This is a genomic window from Desulfocucumis palustris (assembly GCF_002933875.1).
Lineage (GTDB): Bacteria > Bacillota > Desulfotomaculia > Desulfotomaculales > Desulfocucumaceae > Desulfocucumis > Desulfocucumis palustris.
Genome location: NZ_BFAV01000045.1, coordinates 157,955 through 175,121 on the forward strand (window position 1 = coordinate 157,955; position 17,167 = coordinate 175,121).

Below are 17,167 nucleotides of genomic sequence, written 5' to 3' on the forward strand. Positions count from 1 at the left end.
TTGAAGCGGAAAAATCAAACACTATGACAAAAGCGAAGTGATTTTAGGATATGAAATGGCTTCATAATAACAAGGGCCTTACACTGGTGGAATTATTGGTGGCCATGTCGGTGCTTGTTATACTTACTATTGCTTTTACGGCATTCTTCGGGCAGAACATTACAAGTATCTCTGAAAGCGGACAGAAAAGCAAAGCTACTGCCGAGGCGGAGAAAAAACTGGAAAGACTGCACCATTCCATGGATGATTATGACAGCGACCCGGAGTATGTGAGCAGTGAGAATGTACTTACAAAAAACCCAAACCGGGACAGAAATTTTTCTGTTGACCAAGTGACCTATGTAGACGGTGAAATACAGGGATACAAAGTAACGGTGGTGGTCTTTTATAAAAATGGAGAGCGTCATGTGACCATGACTTCTTTTATCGAAGGGGGGACATAAATAATATCTTCATTTCTTAAAGAAGAAAAGGGAATCACCTTGGTCGAATTGATGATTACTATGGCAATATTGGTTATAGTGCTGGCCGTGGGATACTCCTTCGACTATTATGTGAGCAAATCCTATACCGTTGCTTCCAGTCAGACGGAGCTACAGCTCAAAGTTCGGATGGCCACAGAACTTATTAAGGATAAGGCCCATTTCGCGGATTATATGAAAATTTTGGAGGATGATTCCAATGTTATAGGCCAGCTTGACCAGAACTATGACCAAGCTATCTATGTAGAAGATGGCTCTTTAATATACTATAAGGATGGAACCGCTACGAATTTTGGAAACATTTCTGACAACGTAAGATTAGAAATAGATTTTAATGAATTAGATGAATTTTTTCTATCGTATAACGTGAGGGGACATATTGACGGCGAACAAACTTACGAAATAAGTTCGGAGATACAAAAGAACATTGAAGATTACGGACCTATTGTAAAGGATTTCGGGGACGAAAACAGCACGGGCAAGGCTGTCATCTTTGGTTTTGATGACGCAGAGCCGTAGGGGCGCAGGCGCAATTTTGCCTGCGTCAATTTTTTGCCGAAAGTCCGGCCAGGCAATATTGAAAATCATCATTGCCGGTTACACTGCTTTTCAAGGCGTCCGCCCAAAGCCGATGAATTCATGACCACAATAAAATAATAGCAGGCTTTTAAGCGCGATATTTTTTAAGGACCAGTTTCAACAGATAATAATAAGTATCTAATCAACCCAGTTTTGCAGTGTTAAACTGGGTATTCTTTTAAATTCATTAGTATTATTGGTTACTAAAATCAGACTTTCAGAAAGCGCATGCGCGGCAATTAATAAATCATAAGCCCCAATAATCTGCCCTTTTTTCTCAAGCGTCGCGCGAATTTCCCCGGAAATAGCAGCAGCTTTTTCGGAGAAGGGCAGTATTTCTAAGGGTGATAAAAAGCTGGTTAAAGCAATTTTATTTTTTTCCCTGTGTTGACTTTTTTCAACCCCGTATTCAAGTTCAGCCAGTGTAATTGTAGAAATACATACATCCCCTATGTCCAGCCTTTTTAAAGTTTCTACTACTTTGATGGGTTTCTTCTTGATTATATAAATACATATGTTTGTATCAAGCATATATCTCAATTAAAGATCATCCCGTCCTTGTGTGATTGGTTGCTTTCTATCAGATAAGAAGTCGTCTGAGAAATTTTTTAAACTGGACTCAAGATTCTTCCACGCGCTATCTTTGGGGATCAACAGTACTATATCGTTAATTCTTCTAACAAATACCTCGGAATCCTTAAAGCGGTATTCTTTTGGTAATCGTACAGCCTGGCTCCGGCCATTCTCAAATATTTTAGCAATGTCCATAAAAACCCCCCTAAAATATATAAGATATATACCATAGTATATATCCAAATGGAAACAATGTCAAAAAAAATCAAAATAGCCGCTATACAATCTTTATAATTTTTTCCTCGGGAACTCACGCGCAATTCTGCCCGGGTCAGTTTTTTGCCGCCAGCTTTGCCAGGTAATATTGAAAGTCATCATTGCTGGTTTCGCTGCTTTTCAGGGTATCCGCCCACCAGCCGGCTATGATGAATCCGCCGTCCGCGGTTTGCCGCACCGGGAAGTTCTCGTTAAATTTACGGTTTTCCAGGGTATATTCCTTGAGCTTTTCCCCGCCGGCGCTTATCCTGACCAGTAAAAAGGAGGGGTTTGGGGAATTTGCGGAAGTGCTCCAGCCGGCTGCCAGGTATTCGCCTTCAGGGGTTTGCCGGACCCATTTGCCTGTGCTCCAGTCATTTATGACCAGGTTTCTTTCCCACAGTTTATTGCCCAACTGATCGGTTTTAAGCAGGTAGAGGTCAAAGTTGCCGTTGCTGAAAGATGATGTTTGTCCGGTCACAATGAAGCCCCCATCGGAAGTCTGCTCCACCATGCCGGCGGTATCCCAGCCCGGGCCGCCGTAGTTTTTTTCCCAGAGTTTATTGCCTTCAGGATCTGTTTTTAGCAGATAGGCGTTATAGCCGCCTGCCGCCGAAAAGGTTTTGCCGGCCACTATATAGCCCCCGTCCCCGGTTTGGCTGACCCAGGCCCCGGAGTCGGTGTCAGGTCCTCCGAAAGCCCTTTCCCATATTTTATTGCCGTCTTTATTTATTTTTATCAGATATACATCAACATTGCCATTTTCCGGGGAGCCGGTTTCGCCGGTTATGACGTAGTCCCCTTCCCGGGTCTTACTGATGCAGGCGGCCGTGTCGTCGTTATCTCCGCCGTAATTTCTTTCCCACAGCTTGTTGCCCGAGGCATCGGTTTTTACCAGGTATACATCCGTATTGGCCAGGACGGAGTAGGGCTTGGGTGTCTCTCCGGCTATCAGGTAACCGCCGTCGGAGGTTTGCAGCACCGCCGAGCCGCAGTCGTCCCCGGCGCCGCCGTAAATTTTTTGCCATTGCAAAAGCCCCAGGGAGTCCAGCTTCAGGAGTGCCGCGTTATAGTATGATGCTTCGGAATTATTCGCCGGGAGGGATTTGCCGGTTACTATGTATCCTCCGTCGGAGGTCTGGCAGGCCGCGTAAGCCATGTCTATTTTGGGGGAGCCGAAATACTTCTCCCATTCCAGATTCATGCCCTCCCGGGCTACGGCCGGGGTCACGGCCATGATAAATGCGAATAATGTAAAAATGCAGAAAAATATTCTTTTGACCAACAATTTTACCTCCCCCGGCCATTTAGTGGAGTAATTATAATTTTACCATTCCCGCTGCTTCTTTTTCCAGTTCCCGCAGTTTATCCTCCCTGCCGAACACTATCAGTATGTCTTCCGGCTGAATTATCTCCCCGGGCTCCGGATTGGCTATTATCACGTCGTTTCTTAAAAGCGCCAGCAGCTGGGTATTAAAATCTTCCCTGAGCCGGGAATTTTTTAATTCCCGGTGAGCCAGGGAGGAAGAATTGCTTATTCTTATTTCTTCCAGTTCATAGCTGACTTAGATGTCAACACCCCAAAATATTATACACTATTCGGGGAGTTTCGCGGTATGGGGTATTATGGCTTGAATGTGCTCATCGTTTGCCCTGTTTTATGGCCTCCACATTACGCTTTATTTCTTCCAGTAAAATATCCCCTTTTTCGTATGGTACTATCTTGGTGGGGATTATGGTGAGGGAATGATTTTTAGCAGGTTCTTTTACGGGTTTGTTGTTTTTTGCTTTTTGTTTCTTTTTATTCGATAATACCGGCTTATTAGCCGCCGGATTATTTTGATGTGTTTTTTTCGGCGGGAATTTTTTTTCAATTGGCGGCGGGGTTTCGCCTTTTTCCACCGGGGCCGGGTCTATAGCCGCCGCGGCTTCCGCCTCCAGGGCTTCGCTGTGGCACAGGCCTGCCCGGGAGGTTTCCTGCGGGGTTTGGAGGTCCCCGGCGGTTTCAGTGTCGCCTCTGGCTGCGGGTGATGGAGATTCTGCCCCGGTAAAGGAAAGCGTCATTTGGGGGGAAGCGACATCCAGCAGGGACTGAAAGTTAAACAGTACCGGTTCAAGGGCCAATATGTCTTCGGTGGTGCTGTCGGGGCCGGCGGTGTGCGCAACCGCTTTTTTGGCTTTTTCCACATAATCCGCCAGTTGGGCCAGAGCTTCTTCCAGTTCCCCGGCCCTTGCCTCCACCTCATTGATAATGATGTTGTTTAATTGGGCTCTTTCTTCGTTAAGCCGGTTGAGTTCCTCCCATTCTTTCTGTTTCAGGGCCGTAATATTGCCTGCCAGTTGTTGTATATTTTCCACAATATTTTTGTAACGCGCGAAATACTCCATAAGGTACTCCCTCCTCATTTTTTAATACCAGTATTTAACATTCTACACCGATAATTATTTTCCTTTTATTGGTAAACAGGATGACAAAAAAATAATCCCCGTTAGCAATTAACGGGGATATAAAAGCCTCTATTTTTATATTCAACCAATATCTGACCAGATTCTTCCTTTTCCAAAAATCATTTTGAATGTTGCTACCACGATAACCAAAGGCACCGTACCCAGTATCAACAAACCTATTTCAGAGTCCACGGAGTATAGTCTCCCCCCTTTAAAGATACTCTAGCAGATTATGAACAAAAAGTAAACTAGGAAAAACGGTTGAAAAAAATCAAAAATCTTCAGGTGGTGACTATTAGTAATTGTATATCCGGATATCTCCCACAGGCTACTTCATGCTCTTTAAATAATATTCAAAATCCCCTCCATTATACCGGAGATTTTGAGGGATAAAAAAAACCCGCCTTCATAGCGGGTTAGGATATCTGTACATATAAAGCTTTTTCATCAGGATTGTATTTTGCTTCGAACTTTCCTTTTTGGGTAATTCCAAACTGGTTGAAGAATCCCTTACCAAACACCTTTGTTTTTCTGATTTCCATGCCGCCGTCATCCACCGCTCTGATCCGGATGGTTCTGGTGTCTTTATCATAAGCCAGTTCAATTCTATCGGCGGCCAGCTTTTCCCTTGCAATATTGTTTAAAACAACAGAAGTTTTAGATAAAGACACGATAGGTGCTTTCTCTTGTTTTTCTCCCCTGGGTTTATAAATTTCAAAAGCCAATGCGGTACACTCCTTTTATTTTTTTTGTATTATAACCAATAATAAAGTATAGGTAAACATTTATTTGCAATTTTAACATCAACTTTTTTATTTTACAGTTTCGTCAAATATTTTGACCCATTATAGACAAGACAACTTTTTTACACTGTTAATATAATTTTGCTTCTTTTTCCGGTGGATTATTTTCAGTTTTTAGCTGAATCAGGATTACAGCGGCCAGTATCAATATGCAGCCAATGATCTGAACAGATGTAAGTATCTCACCAAGACAAATAAATGCGGCCAAGGCCGCCACCACCGGCTCCAAGGTGCTGGTTATGCCGGTTTTGACGGGTGAAAGATAATTTAAGCCCTTGAAGAAAAAACCAAAGGGCAGAATGGTTGCAAAAATCGCAATATACAAAAAAAACAACCATGTCTGCCAGTTGTAGTTCATCAGGGTTAACCAGGGCGCTTTATAAAATCCCCAGACCAGCGCGCCCACGCCGAAGCCCCATGTCAGTAATGTCCATGGCTTGTAAGTTTCCAGGCCCCGTTTTCCATATACCGTATAAAAGGCGAATGACAAAGCGGAAGCTATGCCGCTGGCCAGTCCCCAGGAGTTTACCGCCAGTCCTCCGCCCATGCTGCCGCGAACTATGAGAAAGCCGCCGGACAGGGCCAGTACCAGAGCCGAACCGTTAAACACCGCCAGCTTTTCCCGGCCCCTCAGCAATCCGTAAATAAGTACAAAGGCAGGCGCCAGGTATTGTAAAAATATGGCTGTGGCCACATTGGTTTGGCTAATGGTAAAAAGATATGTGAACTGAACGGCGGCTACCCCGAAAAAACCGAATACGGCCATGTAGGGCCAGTGCCGCCTGGGGACATAAAGGGATTTTCTATCGGCAACCAGCAGATAGGCAAACAGTATTAAAAAAGAAAAAGCGAGACGGAGCTGTACCAGATCGAAGGGGCTGACATTATTATTAAACATGAATTTGGCCGCGGTGCCGGATACGCCCCACATCGCCGCGGCAGCGATTACAAAAATAAATCCTCTTAAGTTTTGCTTTTCTTCCTGGTTTATATCTGTCATGGTTATCCCCCGGGTTCATCACGTATTTTTCAACATTCTTTAATATTTCGTGTTGTTTTTTGCCATACCTGCCTGAAGTATCACCCAAGGACGTTAATGCATTTATATAGTCCGTATGCTATAATTGTTTTGTTTTTATAAAAGGTCATTGGGGGTAGCCGCGGCGCCGGGCCGGCTTCCGGGGTTATTTTGTGGGACTTAGTAAACAGTGAAAGGAAACCAGTCAAATGATTGATATTTTCAAAGCTGTAATACTTGGTATAGTGGAAGGGATTACCGAGTTTTTACCAATATCATCCACCGGTCATTTAATATTGGTTAACGAGTTTGTAGGCTTTACAGGAAATTTTGCGCATATGTTTGATGTGGCAATACAATTGGGAGCAATACTATCTGTTGTGGTTTATTTCAGGCATAAGCTTTTTCCTTTTAGCAAATCAAGCGTAACAGAGAAAAGAAAGGTATTTGCAATTTGGAAAAAAACCATTGTGGGGGTTTTACCGGCGCTATTAATCGGCGCGGCTTTAGGAGACCATATTGAGGAAAAGCTTTTTAACCCTGTTACCGTATCAATTGCATTGCTAATAGGCGGTTTTGTTTTGATTTTCATTGAAAACAGGAGAAAGCGCATTCGCATTAGGGATATCCATTTATTGGATTATAAAACTGCTTTTATAATAGGATTTATTCAATGCCTGGCAATGATTCCCGGAACGTCCAGGTCCGCCGCCACTATAATCGGCGCAATGCTATTGGGAGTCTCGCGGGTTGTGGCCGCTGAATATTCATTTTTCCTGGCTATTCCCACAATGTTCGCAGCCACCTCTTATTCCCTTCTTAAAATTGGCTTTGCCTTAACTTCGTCTCAATTGCAAGTATTGATTGTTGGGTTTGTTGTTTCTTTTATAGTGGCATTATTGGTAATAGCGGGCTTCATGAATTTTATTTCCAGTAAGGACTTCAAACCTTTTGGCTACTATAGAATAATATTGGGCTTGCTTGTATTAATATATTTTTATTTCTAAAACCACACCTCGCCGGGAGACACCTCCGCCACGGGGTCGCCACGGGGGTCGCCACGGGGGTCGCCACGGGGGTCGCCACGGGGACGTTTCCGGTGCCAGGCGCCGTGCCACGCACGCGCCATCGACGGTTCCATCGTCTTCCTTCCGGTCCTTTGTTACCCTTCGAGGATGTTTGAATCGTCCCAAGGCTTCCCTGAACCATCTCCATAGCTTCCCGAAAAAGGTTTATTCCCGGGGTTTACTTCAGGGTTATAGGGGTTTTTCTTTTTCAGGGGCGGGTACGTAAAAATTATTAAAAAAAGCTGTTTAATTTTGGTTTTTCAAATTTATGACAAATAATTAACGGTCCGCTGTGCTATAATTTACCAAAGGAGGTAATTATAGTGAGCGGACCAAAGCCTTTTAACAGGAGATTTAATTCTGAAATTGCCGGTATCGTTATGTTTTCCCTGGCTCTTTTGGGGGTGGTCTGTCTCTTTAACCCCAAAGTCGGCCTGGTTACTTATTACGTTGAAAAACTATTGAGAATATCCACCGGTGAGGGGCGTTTCCTTTTTCCCGTGCTGCTGGCCTATCTGGGTGTAAGGCTGATCCAAAAATCCCCCCGGGAAGGCACTCCCCAGCAGGTATACGGGGGCATAGTGCTGTTCATGGTGTCCTTAACGGTAATACACCTTTTCGTTCCCGGAGGCAAGAGCTGGGGGAGCGGACTCCGGGGCGAGGGGGGAGGACTGCTGGGCGCGTTGATTTCAATGCTGCTGTGGCGCTCCTTCGGGCTGGCGGGGACGGTAATCATATTAACCGCCTTTGCCCTGATAGGGATTATGCTGGTTTTCAACTGGCGTTTAAATGATCTGTATATCAGGATAAAAAACAGATTGCAAACCTTGTTTAACGGGATAAAGACTTTTTTAATCAATTTTTTATTTGTTGAGGAGCCGGAGGAGGAAAAAGGCCCTCATCCCATAATAATTGATTTTTGCGGGGATGAGCAGGTGGAGACAAGAGAAGCATCGTCTGGGGAGCACCGGGGGGAAGAATCCTCCGGCGAAAAAACCGGCTCCGGGGCGGTTAAGCCTGTTAACGGCGGACCGGTATTGCGCCTGGTGAAGACGCCGGACAGTCGCTGGAACCAGCAGTTTTCCGAAGGCTATTACGAGCCTGAGGAGAGAAATCCGGCCCGGGGAGCGGAATATCATCTTCCCCCCATGTCGCTTTTGTCAAGACCTTCCACTGCCAGGAATGTCAAGGCCAGCAAGGATATTACCGATAATATCCGTATACTGGAGGAGACCCTTGAAAGCTTCGGGGTTAAAGCGAAAGTCACCCAGGTTTCCCGGGGGCCGGCTATTACCAGATATGAGATACAGCCTCCGCCGGGGATAAAGGTCAGCAGGATTGTCAGCCTGGCCGATGATGTGGCTCTTTCCATGGCGGCGCCGGATGTGCGTATAGAAGCTCCCATACCCGGCAAGGCGGCTGTGGGCATAGAAGTGCCCAACAGGGAAATTTCCACTGTTCATCTGAGGGAACTGCTGGAAACCGATGAGTTTCAGAAGGCTCCCTCCCGGCTGACGGTGTCCCTGGGCAAAGATATTGCGGGAACCCCGGTGGTGGCGGATCTGGCTTTGATGCCGCACCTGCTTATAGCCGGAGCCACAGGTTCCGGTAAAAGTGTTTGCCTGAATACTTTAATCGCCAGCATGCTTTTTAAAGCCACTCCGGAACAGCTTAAATTTTTAATCATCGATCCCAAAATGGTTGAGCTGGCAACTTATAACGGAATACCCCACCTTATTTCCCCGGTGGTTACCGATCCTAAAAAAGCAGCCACGTCCCTGCGCTGGGCGGTTAAAGAAATGGAATACCGTTACGAGCTGTTTGCCTCCGCGGGGGTGAGGGATATCACCCGCTACAACAATTCTTCAACCGGCCGGGAACCGTCCCGGAGCCCGTTGCCCTACATAGTTGTAATTATCGACGAACTGGCTGATTTGATGATGGTGGCTCCCGCCGATGTGGAGGATTCCGTTTGCAGGCTGGCCCAAATGGCCAGGGCGGCGGGCATCCATCTGATGATTGCCACCCAGCGCCCTTCCGTGGATGTTATTACGGGGTTGATAAAAGCCAACATTCCTTCAAGGATTTCCTTTGCCGTGTCGTCCCAGATTGATTCCCGCACCATACTGGACATGGGGGGAGCGGAAAAGCTGCTGGGTAAGGGAGACATGCTTTTCTTTCCGGTGGGCGCCGCCAAGCCCGTAAGAATTCAGGGGGCCTATCTGTCCGACAGGGAAGTTGAACAGCTTGTATCCTTTTGGAAAAAACAGGCCGTTCCGGTTTATCTCGAAAGCCTTACCGCCGGTGAGCCGGAAGCGGCGGCGGCGTATGAACCGGAGGATGAACTGCTTCCCCGGGCGGTGGAGATTTTTATTGAAACAGGCCACGCCTCAATATCCATGCTGCAGCGCCGGCTGCACATAGGTTATGCCCGGGCCGCCAGGATTATAGACATTATGGAAAGGAAAGGTATTGTCGGCTCATTCGAGGGAAGCAAACCCAGAGCGGTTCTGATGACCATGGAGCAGTACGAACAGACCTTCAATAAAGTTGGAAATAAAAATATTTCAGGAAACTAAAGGAATTTTATTTTTTCTGTCGAAGGACAATTGCAGATAAAGCCAAAACCATAATATTTTACTAGAACCTGGCGGGAATTTTGTATTATCATTGAGGATATGCTAAAATTAACGTGTAATAAATACTGAATCCGAATACTTTTTAAACCCCGGAGACGGTTTATTTTCCGTTTGGCGGGGTTGATTGGTTTACCCGTTGTTTGGAGTTGTTGACATTAATGGCTAAAGACATAAAAATTGAAGACGCTTTTAATATGCCGGGAGCTACTCTGGTGGATGTCCGCTCTGAGAATGAATATAATGAAGACACAATTCCCGGAGCTGTTAACATACCTCTTTTAAACAATGAAGAAAGAGCCATGGTGGGGACGGTATACAAGAGAGAAAATCCCGTAAAGGCCAGGCGGCTGGGATTGAATCTGATTTCCCCGAGATTGCCGGCGATGCTGCGGGAATATGAGCAGAAAGCCTCAAATGGCAGGGATGTTGTATTGTTTTGCTGGCGGGGGGGGCTCCGCAGCCAGTTCGTAACCTATATGCTGGATTTGATGGGTTTTAACGTATACCGGGTCGCGGGGGGCTATAAATCCTATAGAAAGTATATTAATAGCTATCTGGAGAGGGAGTTGCCCCATAGGGCCGTGGTAATACACGGTCTTACCGGCGTGGGCAAGACTGAGGTATTAAAAGGCCTTGAAGCCAGGGGCCTTCCGGTCCTCGATCTGGAAGGGCTGGCTTGCCACAGGGGTTCAGTGTTCGGCAAGATAGGAATGCCGCTCTCCCCTTCCCAAAAAAAATTTGAGAGCATGATTGTGAAGAATTTTGTTGCCTCGGCAAAACAGGGCGTTTTTGTGGTTGAATGCGAAAGCAAAAGACTGGGCAGGCTGCTGGTGCCGCAATCGGTCATAAATTCAATGAAAATGGGCTATAATATACTTCTCTATGCCTCAATTCAGGAAAGAATACACCGCTCCGTGAAGGAATATGTCAGCGGGTCCGACGCCAATATGCAGTCCCTGGTGGAAGCGATACAATCCATCACCAGATATCTGGGGAACGCAAAGGCGGATAAACTGGTTAACCTCCTGCGGGAAAAGAAATATGAAGATGCGGTTGAAATATTGCTGTTGGATTATTATGATCCATTGTACAAGTATCCCAATGGACCTGATTCCAGCTACCATCTGTCAGTTGATACGGGTAATATTAACAGGGCGGTGGATGTTGTCGCAGAATTTGTTGCCGGCTTACCCGAATATGGTATTCCGGTGAATGGAGGTGTTAGGGTTGGAAATAGGGAAAGCCCTGAAGGCAGCCAGGGAAGCCAGGGGTCTTTCGCTTAACGATGTGGAGGCTGATATCAAAATTCGCCTTAAATACCTTGAGGCCCTGGAGAACGAAGATTATGGAGTTCTCCCGGGAAAGGCCTATGAAAAAGGTTTTTTAAAAAATTATGCGCAGTATCTGGGGTTGAACCCCAATGAAGTTATTGCGGCTTATCTAAATGAGCAAAGGGTGGAGGAAGAACCTGAGCCTGATGTAATAGAAGCGCCGCCACCTGTGAAGAGTGGGAACGGCAAACGGCTTGTCCTGGGATTGTTGCTGGCCGGAGTGGTTCTTGTCGTGGGTGTTTTTGCCATACTCCCGTCCTTGCAGGAAAAAGAACCGGGACAGTCCGGGCGGCAGGAAAATTATGTGGCTGAAAAGGAACAGACTCCGGCTCCAAACGGGAATAAAGAAAATATTCCCGGTGAGTCCGAAAATCAGGCGCCTTCCGCCGAGGTGCAGCCGGAGGGAGTTGACATCACCCTTAATGTAACGGATAGGGCCAGCTGGATGCTGGTGGTTGTGGACGGTCAAACACAGTTTACGGGTGAAGTGGCCCCGGGCCAGAGTAAAAGTTTTCATGGCCAGGAGAGAATATGGGTTAAACTGGGTAATGCGGGTGATGTTAATGTTAATTTCAACGGAGAGGATATAGGCGTTCTCGGCCAGCGCGGAGATGTTGTGGCCAGGGAGTTCACAGCCGGAACTCAGGGATAATTGCGGGGGTTAATGGTGCCTGTAATTGCCTGTTGAATTCTATTCAATAATATATTATAATTCTCTTTGCGCTTTAAAAGTACGGTGAGCAGTTGCTGTTCCCATAGGGAGCAGAGGAAAGTCGAGACACGCACATATTCAAATATGTAAAACGGTGCCCGGCGCAAGCCGGGGCAGGGCGACCTGACGACGGCGAAAGGAACTCATGAAAGTTTCCGGTAGCTGTAAAGTGCCACAGAAACCATGTCACCGGGCGACCGGTGAGTGCAAGGGTAAACTCCGCCGGCGTGCAACCCAAATAGGTGACTTTAAGTCACGGGTAGGGGCACCCCCTTAATAGGGGGAAGGAAGGATTCTTATATAAAAGAACCCTTTCTTAGATAGATAACTGCTTGAAAAACAGAATCTCGCTTACAGCCGTGTCTTTTAAGACCGCGCCAAGGTAAGAAAAGACCCCTGGATAAATCAGGGGTCTTTTTTGTTGGTTGCATGCCTTTGGAATTATTATCGCCGCCGGCGCGGTTTAGCTACTGGGTGCCGGTTTCGGTTTGGCCTGGAATATTCCAGGGGATTTCCTGGTTTGGCTTCACAGTCTGACTGTCCGGCGGAAGTATCTGCCCGCCGGCGCCGGGAGAGTGAATGGTGCAGAAGTCCGTAGGCATCCTTTCATTGTAATCGGCCACGTTATCAGGAACGTTGTATTGAAGTTTAATCATAGTCCTGATTACCCTGTCCGGGCAGTACTCGGTGGGAAGTTTGCCGCTGGTTGCGCATACCTCCACAGGTACATGGGTGTCGTCCATCTTGGTGGGAACCGTTCCGCTGGCAAAAAGGTCCGTTACCATATGCTCCGGAGGGGTATTGGGTCCCGGCAGCAGCCCTGACTTGCTGTCCACCTTGGCGGAAACTATTCCCGGGGGTCTTTCAAAGTTGCTTACCGGCTTGCCCTCCAGCGCCTTGCCGATTATTTGACGCCAGATGGGGGCGGGGTAAACACCACCGTAACTCCTGGGCATTGGCTTGGGGTCGTCGAAACCAATCCATACCACTCCCACCAACTCGTGGGTATAGCCGGCAAACCAGATATCCTTGCCCTGATCGGTGGTTCCGGTTTTGCCCGCGGCCGGCCGGCTGATTTTGGCCCCGGTGCCAGTGCCGGACTGCACGGCTGATTTTAACATATCGGTTATTAAATAGGCCGTGGTGGGCTTCATGACCTGTTTCTGTTTGGGCGTGTGCTCCTCCAGCACCGTTCCGTCCGGTTCTTCCACTTTTAATATGGCCGTCGGTTCCGTGTATATGCCCTGGTTGGCAAAAGCCGCGTAAGCTGCCGCCAGCTTTAGCGGAGTTATTTCTTCGGTTCCCAGGGCCAAGCTGGCGCCGACCGAATTGCGGTCGATGTCTATATTCAACCGGTGGGCAAAATTAATGGCCTCGGGTATGGTGACATGGTCTACCAGCAGTTTCACCGCGGCAATATTAACCGAATAGGTTATGGCGGTTCGCAGGGTAATAAGTCCCCTGTATGAACGGCTGTCGTTGTGCGGTTCGTAGTTGCCGTATTTTACAGGAGCGTCGTCTATAACCGAAGCCGGTCCCATACCTTTTAATTCAATGGCCGGGGCATAGGCGATAATTGGTTTAAAGGATGAGCCGGGCTGCCGTCCCGGTTCCCGGGTTGCCCTGTTCCAGCCCAGTTTATTGGTATGCTGCCTGCCTCCCACCAGGGCTCTAATCTCTCCATTGCGGGGATCAAGAACAACAGCCGCTCCCTGGGGCTTTTCGTTTCCGATGGCCGGCGGGAAATTGCGGTCATTGGCCATTATCTTTTCGGCATTTTCCTGAATTTCCGGATCAATTGTGGTATAAACCTTTAATCCCTGCTTATACACTTTTTCCGGGCCGTATTTTTCTATCAATTGCTCTGTAACGTAGTCCACAAAGTAAGGATAGGGATATTGCCTTCCGGCCGGCGAGCCTTCCTTAATATTAATTGGTTCGGATTCCGCGCCGGATGCCTCCTGGGGGCTGATGAAACCATATTCAGCCATTTGGGATATAATGGTGTCACGTCTGTTTAAAGCGGTCTTTTCGTCCCTGTAAGGGGAATAAATACTGGGGGCGCGCACAATGCTGGCAAGCAGGGCGGCGTCGGCCACCGTCAGATCGGAAACACCTTTGTCAAAGTATGTCTGGGCGGCTGATTGTATACCGTACGCGCCTTCTCCGAAATATATTTTGTTTAAGTACATTTCAAGAATTTCTTCTTTGGAATAGTGGCGCTCCACCTGAACCGCCAGTATTATTTCCTGGATTTTTCTTTTTATGGTCTTATCAGGAGTCAGGAAGGACATTCTGATTAACTGCTGGGTAATGGTGCTGGCTCCCTGGTGCAATCCTCCCTTGGTCAGATCCACAAAAACCGCCCTGATTATGCCTTGCAGGTCAACCCCGAAGTGCTGGTAAAAACGGCGGTCTTCGGCGGCCAGAAAAGCTTCCTGTACATTTTCCGGTATGTCGCTTAAGGATATGGGGACTCTGTTTTCAATTCCCACTTTGGTTATCAGTTTATTGTCCTTGTCATATATAAGAGTTGAGTTTGAGGACAATAATCCGCTTTCATCCCAGGCCGGTAAATCCTTAACGCTGACCGCCAGCAGTCCCAGCGCGGCCGCGCCGCATATAAAAGTGAAAAGCAGTATTATAAACAAGACAAATCTGCCGGGCCTTAACTTCTTTCGTCTCCGTGTTGCCGCCAATATTCTGTCCCCCTTAAAAAAGGTATAATAAACATTATAACATAATATTTTAACGGCACATCGAAAAAGTCAATACGCCGCACCGGAGGGCTGTTTAGCCCGGATGAGCTGTTTTTGAGCGCTCTTGTCACCCGCTGCCGCCCTTGGTATAATGTACTGGATTTATTGAAAGGGGATACAATAAATGGTTGGCGTGGAAAGGCAAATGGAAATAATCCGGCGGGGCGCGGTGGAAATTGTGCCTGAGGAGGAACTGGTGGAAAAGCTTAAACGTTCTGTGTCCACCGGTAAACCTTTAAAGATAAAATTAGGTCTGGACCCCACAGCCCCGGACATACATCTGGGACACACCGTGGTTTTGCATAAAATGCGACAGTTCCAGGAGCTAGGACATCAGGTCATTATAATATTGGGTGACTTTACCGCCCGTATAGGGGATCCCACCGGTAAATCGGAGACCCGCAAACAGTTGACCGAGGAACAGGTAAAGGAAAATGCCGGCACTTACCAGAGACAGATTTTTAAAATACTGGATCCCGAAAAAACGAAGCTGGTTTTTAACAGCCAGTGGCTGGCTCCGCTTACCTTTGCTCAAATAATTGAACTGGCTGCCAAATACACCGTGGCAAGAATGCTGGAAAGGGAGGATTTTGCTAAAAGATACAGGGAAAATCTCCCCATCAGCGTGCATGAATTTTTTTATCCTCTGATGCAGGGTTACGATTCCGTGGCCCTGGAGGCGGATGTGGAACTGGGGGGCACTGATCAGAAATTTAATTTATTAATGGGGCGGACTTTACAAAGAGAGTACGGCCAGGAGCCTCAAATCGCCCTAATGATGCCGATAATTGAAGGGCTTGACGGAGTCCAGAAAATGAGCAAAAGCCTGGGCAATTACATAGGCATAGACGAATCCCCCAGGGAAATGTACGGCAAGACCATGTCGCTGCCTGATGAATTAATGATACGTTATTTTGAACTGGTAACCCCTGTCTTGCTGGAAGAGGTGCGTTCCATTGATGAGGGGCTGAAAAGCGGCGCCCTGCACCCCAGAGACGTTAAAATGAGGCTGGCCCGGGAGATTGTCGCTTTTTACCATGATCAGGAGGCGGCTCTTGCCGCTGAAGAAGAATTTAAAAGGATTTTTCAGCAGCACGAGCTGCCGGATGAAATACCAACCTTTAATGTCGGCCCGGATATAATGGAAGAGGGCAGTGTCTGGATGCCAAGGCTGCTTCATATAACCGGGCTTGCTTCCAGCACCAGCGAGGCCCGCCGGCTTATTCAGCAGGGAGCCGTTAAGGTGGACGGGGAGAAAGTTGACGACCCTGCTGTAAACCTGACTGTGAAGGACGGCATGATTATAAAGGCGGGAAAAAGAAAATTTGTTAAATTATCCGTTTAGCATAAACATATTGCGGACCTGCCCATGGGGGCAGGTTTTTTTGTTGGCCTTATATTATTGCGCCGCGCATATAGATGTAGAAAGTATTTTGCCTGGCCTAATTATTTACATGGCGGCGGGTGAGGCTATTGTTTAAAAGGAGTAATCCGTATAAAAGAATGGCGATGGTAATGCTGCTGGTGGCAATACCCCTGGCATTATTGTGGTATGCTGATTTCGTAATGCGCCCGGCGCTATTTGAAATGGCCAGGGTGAGGGCCGTGAAAATAGCTACTGAGGCCATACACCGGGCCGTGATAAAAAAAGTTGCCGATAGCGGGGTCCATTATAACGATTTAATTAACATACATAAAGACAGCCGGGGAAAGGTCGTCCTGATGCAGGCCGATACCATCAGGCTGAATCAATTGTCTTCGGGCGTTACTCTGACGGTTCAGGACGAATTAAATAAAATCCGGAGCGAAGATATCAGAATTCCTATAGGGCAGCTTTCGGGGATATACGCGCTGGCCAACCTTGGACCGGGGATCAGGATCAGTATCATGCCTGTGGGTACGGTAAAGGTGGATTTAAACGATAAATTTGAAACCGCCGGCATTAACCAGACCAGGCATTCCATTTATCTCCGGTTCGAAACCGAAGTGCGGGTTATTATACCGTTGAAAAGCGGCGAATCGAAGGTTGTAACCGAGGTTCCGGTAACCGAAAGCATTATTGTCGGTGATGTTCCGGGCACTTATGTGTCATTGCCCTGGGGTGTCCTGGGGGGAGGGGTTAATTAAAGTAACTTATTTATTATGGTAATGCATAAATGACCCCGTGATCGGGGTAAAAATATTCTAAACAGCTTGACTGCCCGTACCCAAATACTACCTCTTGAATACCACCTTGGATTAGTGGTATATTATTTCTTGCGCCGGTGAGGCCGGAAAAGAAAGGCTTGACTGGCGTGCTCAATAATGTTAATATTACTAACGGTTGCAAAAATTGTCGACCGGACAGGTGAAAAAAGATGTTGACAATATAGCAACGCGGTGATATGATAAAGAAGTGTCATCGAACCGGTCCTTGAAAACTAAACAGTAAAGCAAGATGGATTAATGGTAAAACCATAATCCTCGTCAAAGCAACAAGCCAAGCGAGGTAAACGAGCTAA

The 17,167-nt window shown here is 47.1% G+C and carries 16 protein-coding genes and 1 other RNA gene; 9 read left to right on the forward strand and 8 right to left on the reverse strand.

All coding sequences use genetic code 11. The features are described from left to right. Positions 1–50: 50 nt before the first annotated feature. Positions 51–443, forward strand: coding sequence for a type IV pilus modification PilV family protein (locus tag DCCM_RS04435; protein ID WP_104371239.1), 393 nt, complete (start codon positions 51–53; stop codon positions 441–443). Positions 444–446: 3 nt separating this feature from the next. Then, a complete protein-coding gene (locus tag DCCM_RS04440) occupies positions 447–1,001 on the forward strand; it encodes a PilW family protein (RefSeq protein WP_373855395.1) in 555 nt (184 codons plus the stop codon). 198 nt (positions 1,002–1,199) lie between these two features. Here DCCM_RS04440 and vapC read toward each other — a convergent pair whose 3' ends face one another. The 7 genes from vapC to DCCM_RS04475 all read right to left on the reverse strand — a co-directional run bounded on the left by vapC (position 1,200) and on the right by DCCM_RS04475 (position 6,140). Next, positions 1,200–1,592 (reverse strand): type II toxin-antitoxin system tRNA(fMet)-specific endonuclease VapC, encoded by a 393-nt coding sequence (gene vapC, locus DCCM_RS04445; protein ID WP_231702655.1) that lies wholly within the window; start codon positions 1,590–1,592, stop codon positions 1,200–1,202. 9 nt (positions 1,593–1,601) lie between these two features. Beyond that, the gene (vapB, locus tag DCCM_RS04450) at positions 1,602–1,829 is read right to left on the reverse strand and encodes a type II toxin-antitoxin system antitoxin VapB (protein ID WP_104371242.1); all 228 of its coding nucleotides are present in this window, start codon (positions 1,827–1,829) and stop codon (positions 1,602–1,604) included. A gap of 136 nt (positions 1,830–1,965) precedes the next feature. Then, a complete protein-coding gene (locus DCCM_RS04455; RefSeq protein WP_104371243.1) occupies positions 1,966–3,174 on the reverse strand; it encodes a hypothetical protein in 1,209 nt (402 codons plus the stop codon). Positions 3,175–3,208: 34 nt separating this feature from the next. Beyond that, positions 3,209–3,442: a cation:proton antiporter regulatory subunit gene (locus DCCM_RS04460; protein WP_104371244.1), complete on the reverse strand. Its 234-nt coding sequence runs from the start codon at positions 3,440–3,442 to the stop codon at positions 3,209–3,211. 88 nt (positions 3,443–3,530) lie between these two features. After that, positions 3,531–4,277, reverse strand: coding sequence for a hypothetical protein (locus DCCM_RS04465; RefSeq protein ID WP_104371245.1), 747 nt, complete (start codon positions 4,275–4,277; stop codon positions 3,531–3,533). 476 nt (positions 4,278–4,753) lie between these two features. After that, entirely contained in the window at positions 4,754–5,062 is a 309-nt protein-coding gene (locus tag DCCM_RS04470) for a hypothetical protein (protein ID WP_104371246.1), read from the reverse strand. Positions 5,063–5,210: 148 nt separating this feature from the next. Continuing rightward, positions 5,211–6,140: a DMT family transporter gene (locus tag DCCM_RS04475; protein ID WP_104371247.1), complete on the reverse strand. Its 930-nt coding sequence runs from the start codon at positions 6,138–6,140 to the stop codon at positions 5,211–5,213. A 227-nt stretch (positions 6,141–6,367) separates the two neighbouring features. On the opposite strand from DCCM_RS04475, the gene DCCM_RS04480 reads away from it, so the two are divergent. From DCCM_RS04480 to rnpB, 5 genes are all read left to right on the forward strand, one after another. Then, positions 6,368–7,165 (forward strand): undecaprenyl-diphosphate phosphatase, encoded by a 798-nt coding sequence (locus tag DCCM_RS04480; RefSeq protein ID WP_104371248.1) that lies wholly within the window; start codon positions 6,368–6,370, stop codon positions 7,163–7,165. Positions 7,166–7,605: 440 nt separating this feature from the next. Then, the gene (locus DCCM_RS04485) at positions 7,606–9,804 is read left to right on the forward strand and encodes an FtsK/SpoIIIE family DNA translocase (protein WP_104371272.1); all 2,199 of its coding nucleotides are present in this window, start codon (positions 7,606–7,608) and stop codon (positions 9,802–9,804) included. 218 nt (positions 9,805–10,022) lie between these two features. Beyond that, complete coding sequence (gene mnmH / locus DCCM_RS04490; protein ID WP_104371249.1) at positions 10,023–11,147, forward strand: tRNA 2-selenouridine(34) synthase MnmH; 1,125 nt, start codon at positions 10,023–10,025, stop codon at positions 11,145–11,147. Then, positions 11,092–11,847: a helix-turn-helix domain-containing protein gene (locus tag DCCM_RS04495; protein WP_165792011.1), complete on the forward strand. Its 756-nt coding sequence runs from the start codon at positions 11,092–11,094 to the stop codon at positions 11,845–11,847. The genes mnmH and DCCM_RS04495 overlap by 56 nt, the downstream gene beginning before the upstream one ends. An 80-nt stretch (positions 11,848–11,927) precedes the next feature. Then, positions 11,928–12,266, forward strand: an RNA gene (gene rnpB, locus DCCM_RS04500) — RNase P RNA component class B. A gap of 108 nt (positions 12,267–12,374) precedes the next feature. Here rnpB and DCCM_RS04505 read toward each other — a convergent pair. After that, positions 12,375–14,606 carry a transglycosylase domain-containing protein gene (locus tag DCCM_RS04505; protein ID WP_104371251.1) on the reverse strand — a complete coding sequence of 744 codons (2,232 nt, stop codon included), beginning with the start codon at positions 14,604–14,606 and terminating at the stop codon, positions 12,375–12,377. Between the two features lie 184 nt (positions 14,607–14,790). On the opposite strand from DCCM_RS04505, the gene tyrS reads away from it, so the two are divergent. Both tyrS and yunB read left to right on the forward strand, forming a co-directional pair. Next, a complete protein-coding gene (tyrS, locus tag DCCM_RS04510) occupies positions 14,791–16,011 on the forward strand; it encodes a tyrosine--tRNA ligase (protein WP_104371252.1) in 1,221 nt (406 codons plus the stop codon). Between the two features lie 128 nt (positions 16,012–16,139). Then, positions 16,140–16,793, forward strand: a complete 654-nt coding sequence (gene yunB / locus DCCM_RS04515; protein WP_104371253.1) for a sporulation protein YunB — start codon at positions 16,140–16,142, stop codon at positions 16,791–16,793. Positions 16,794–17,167: the final 374 nt, after the last annotated feature.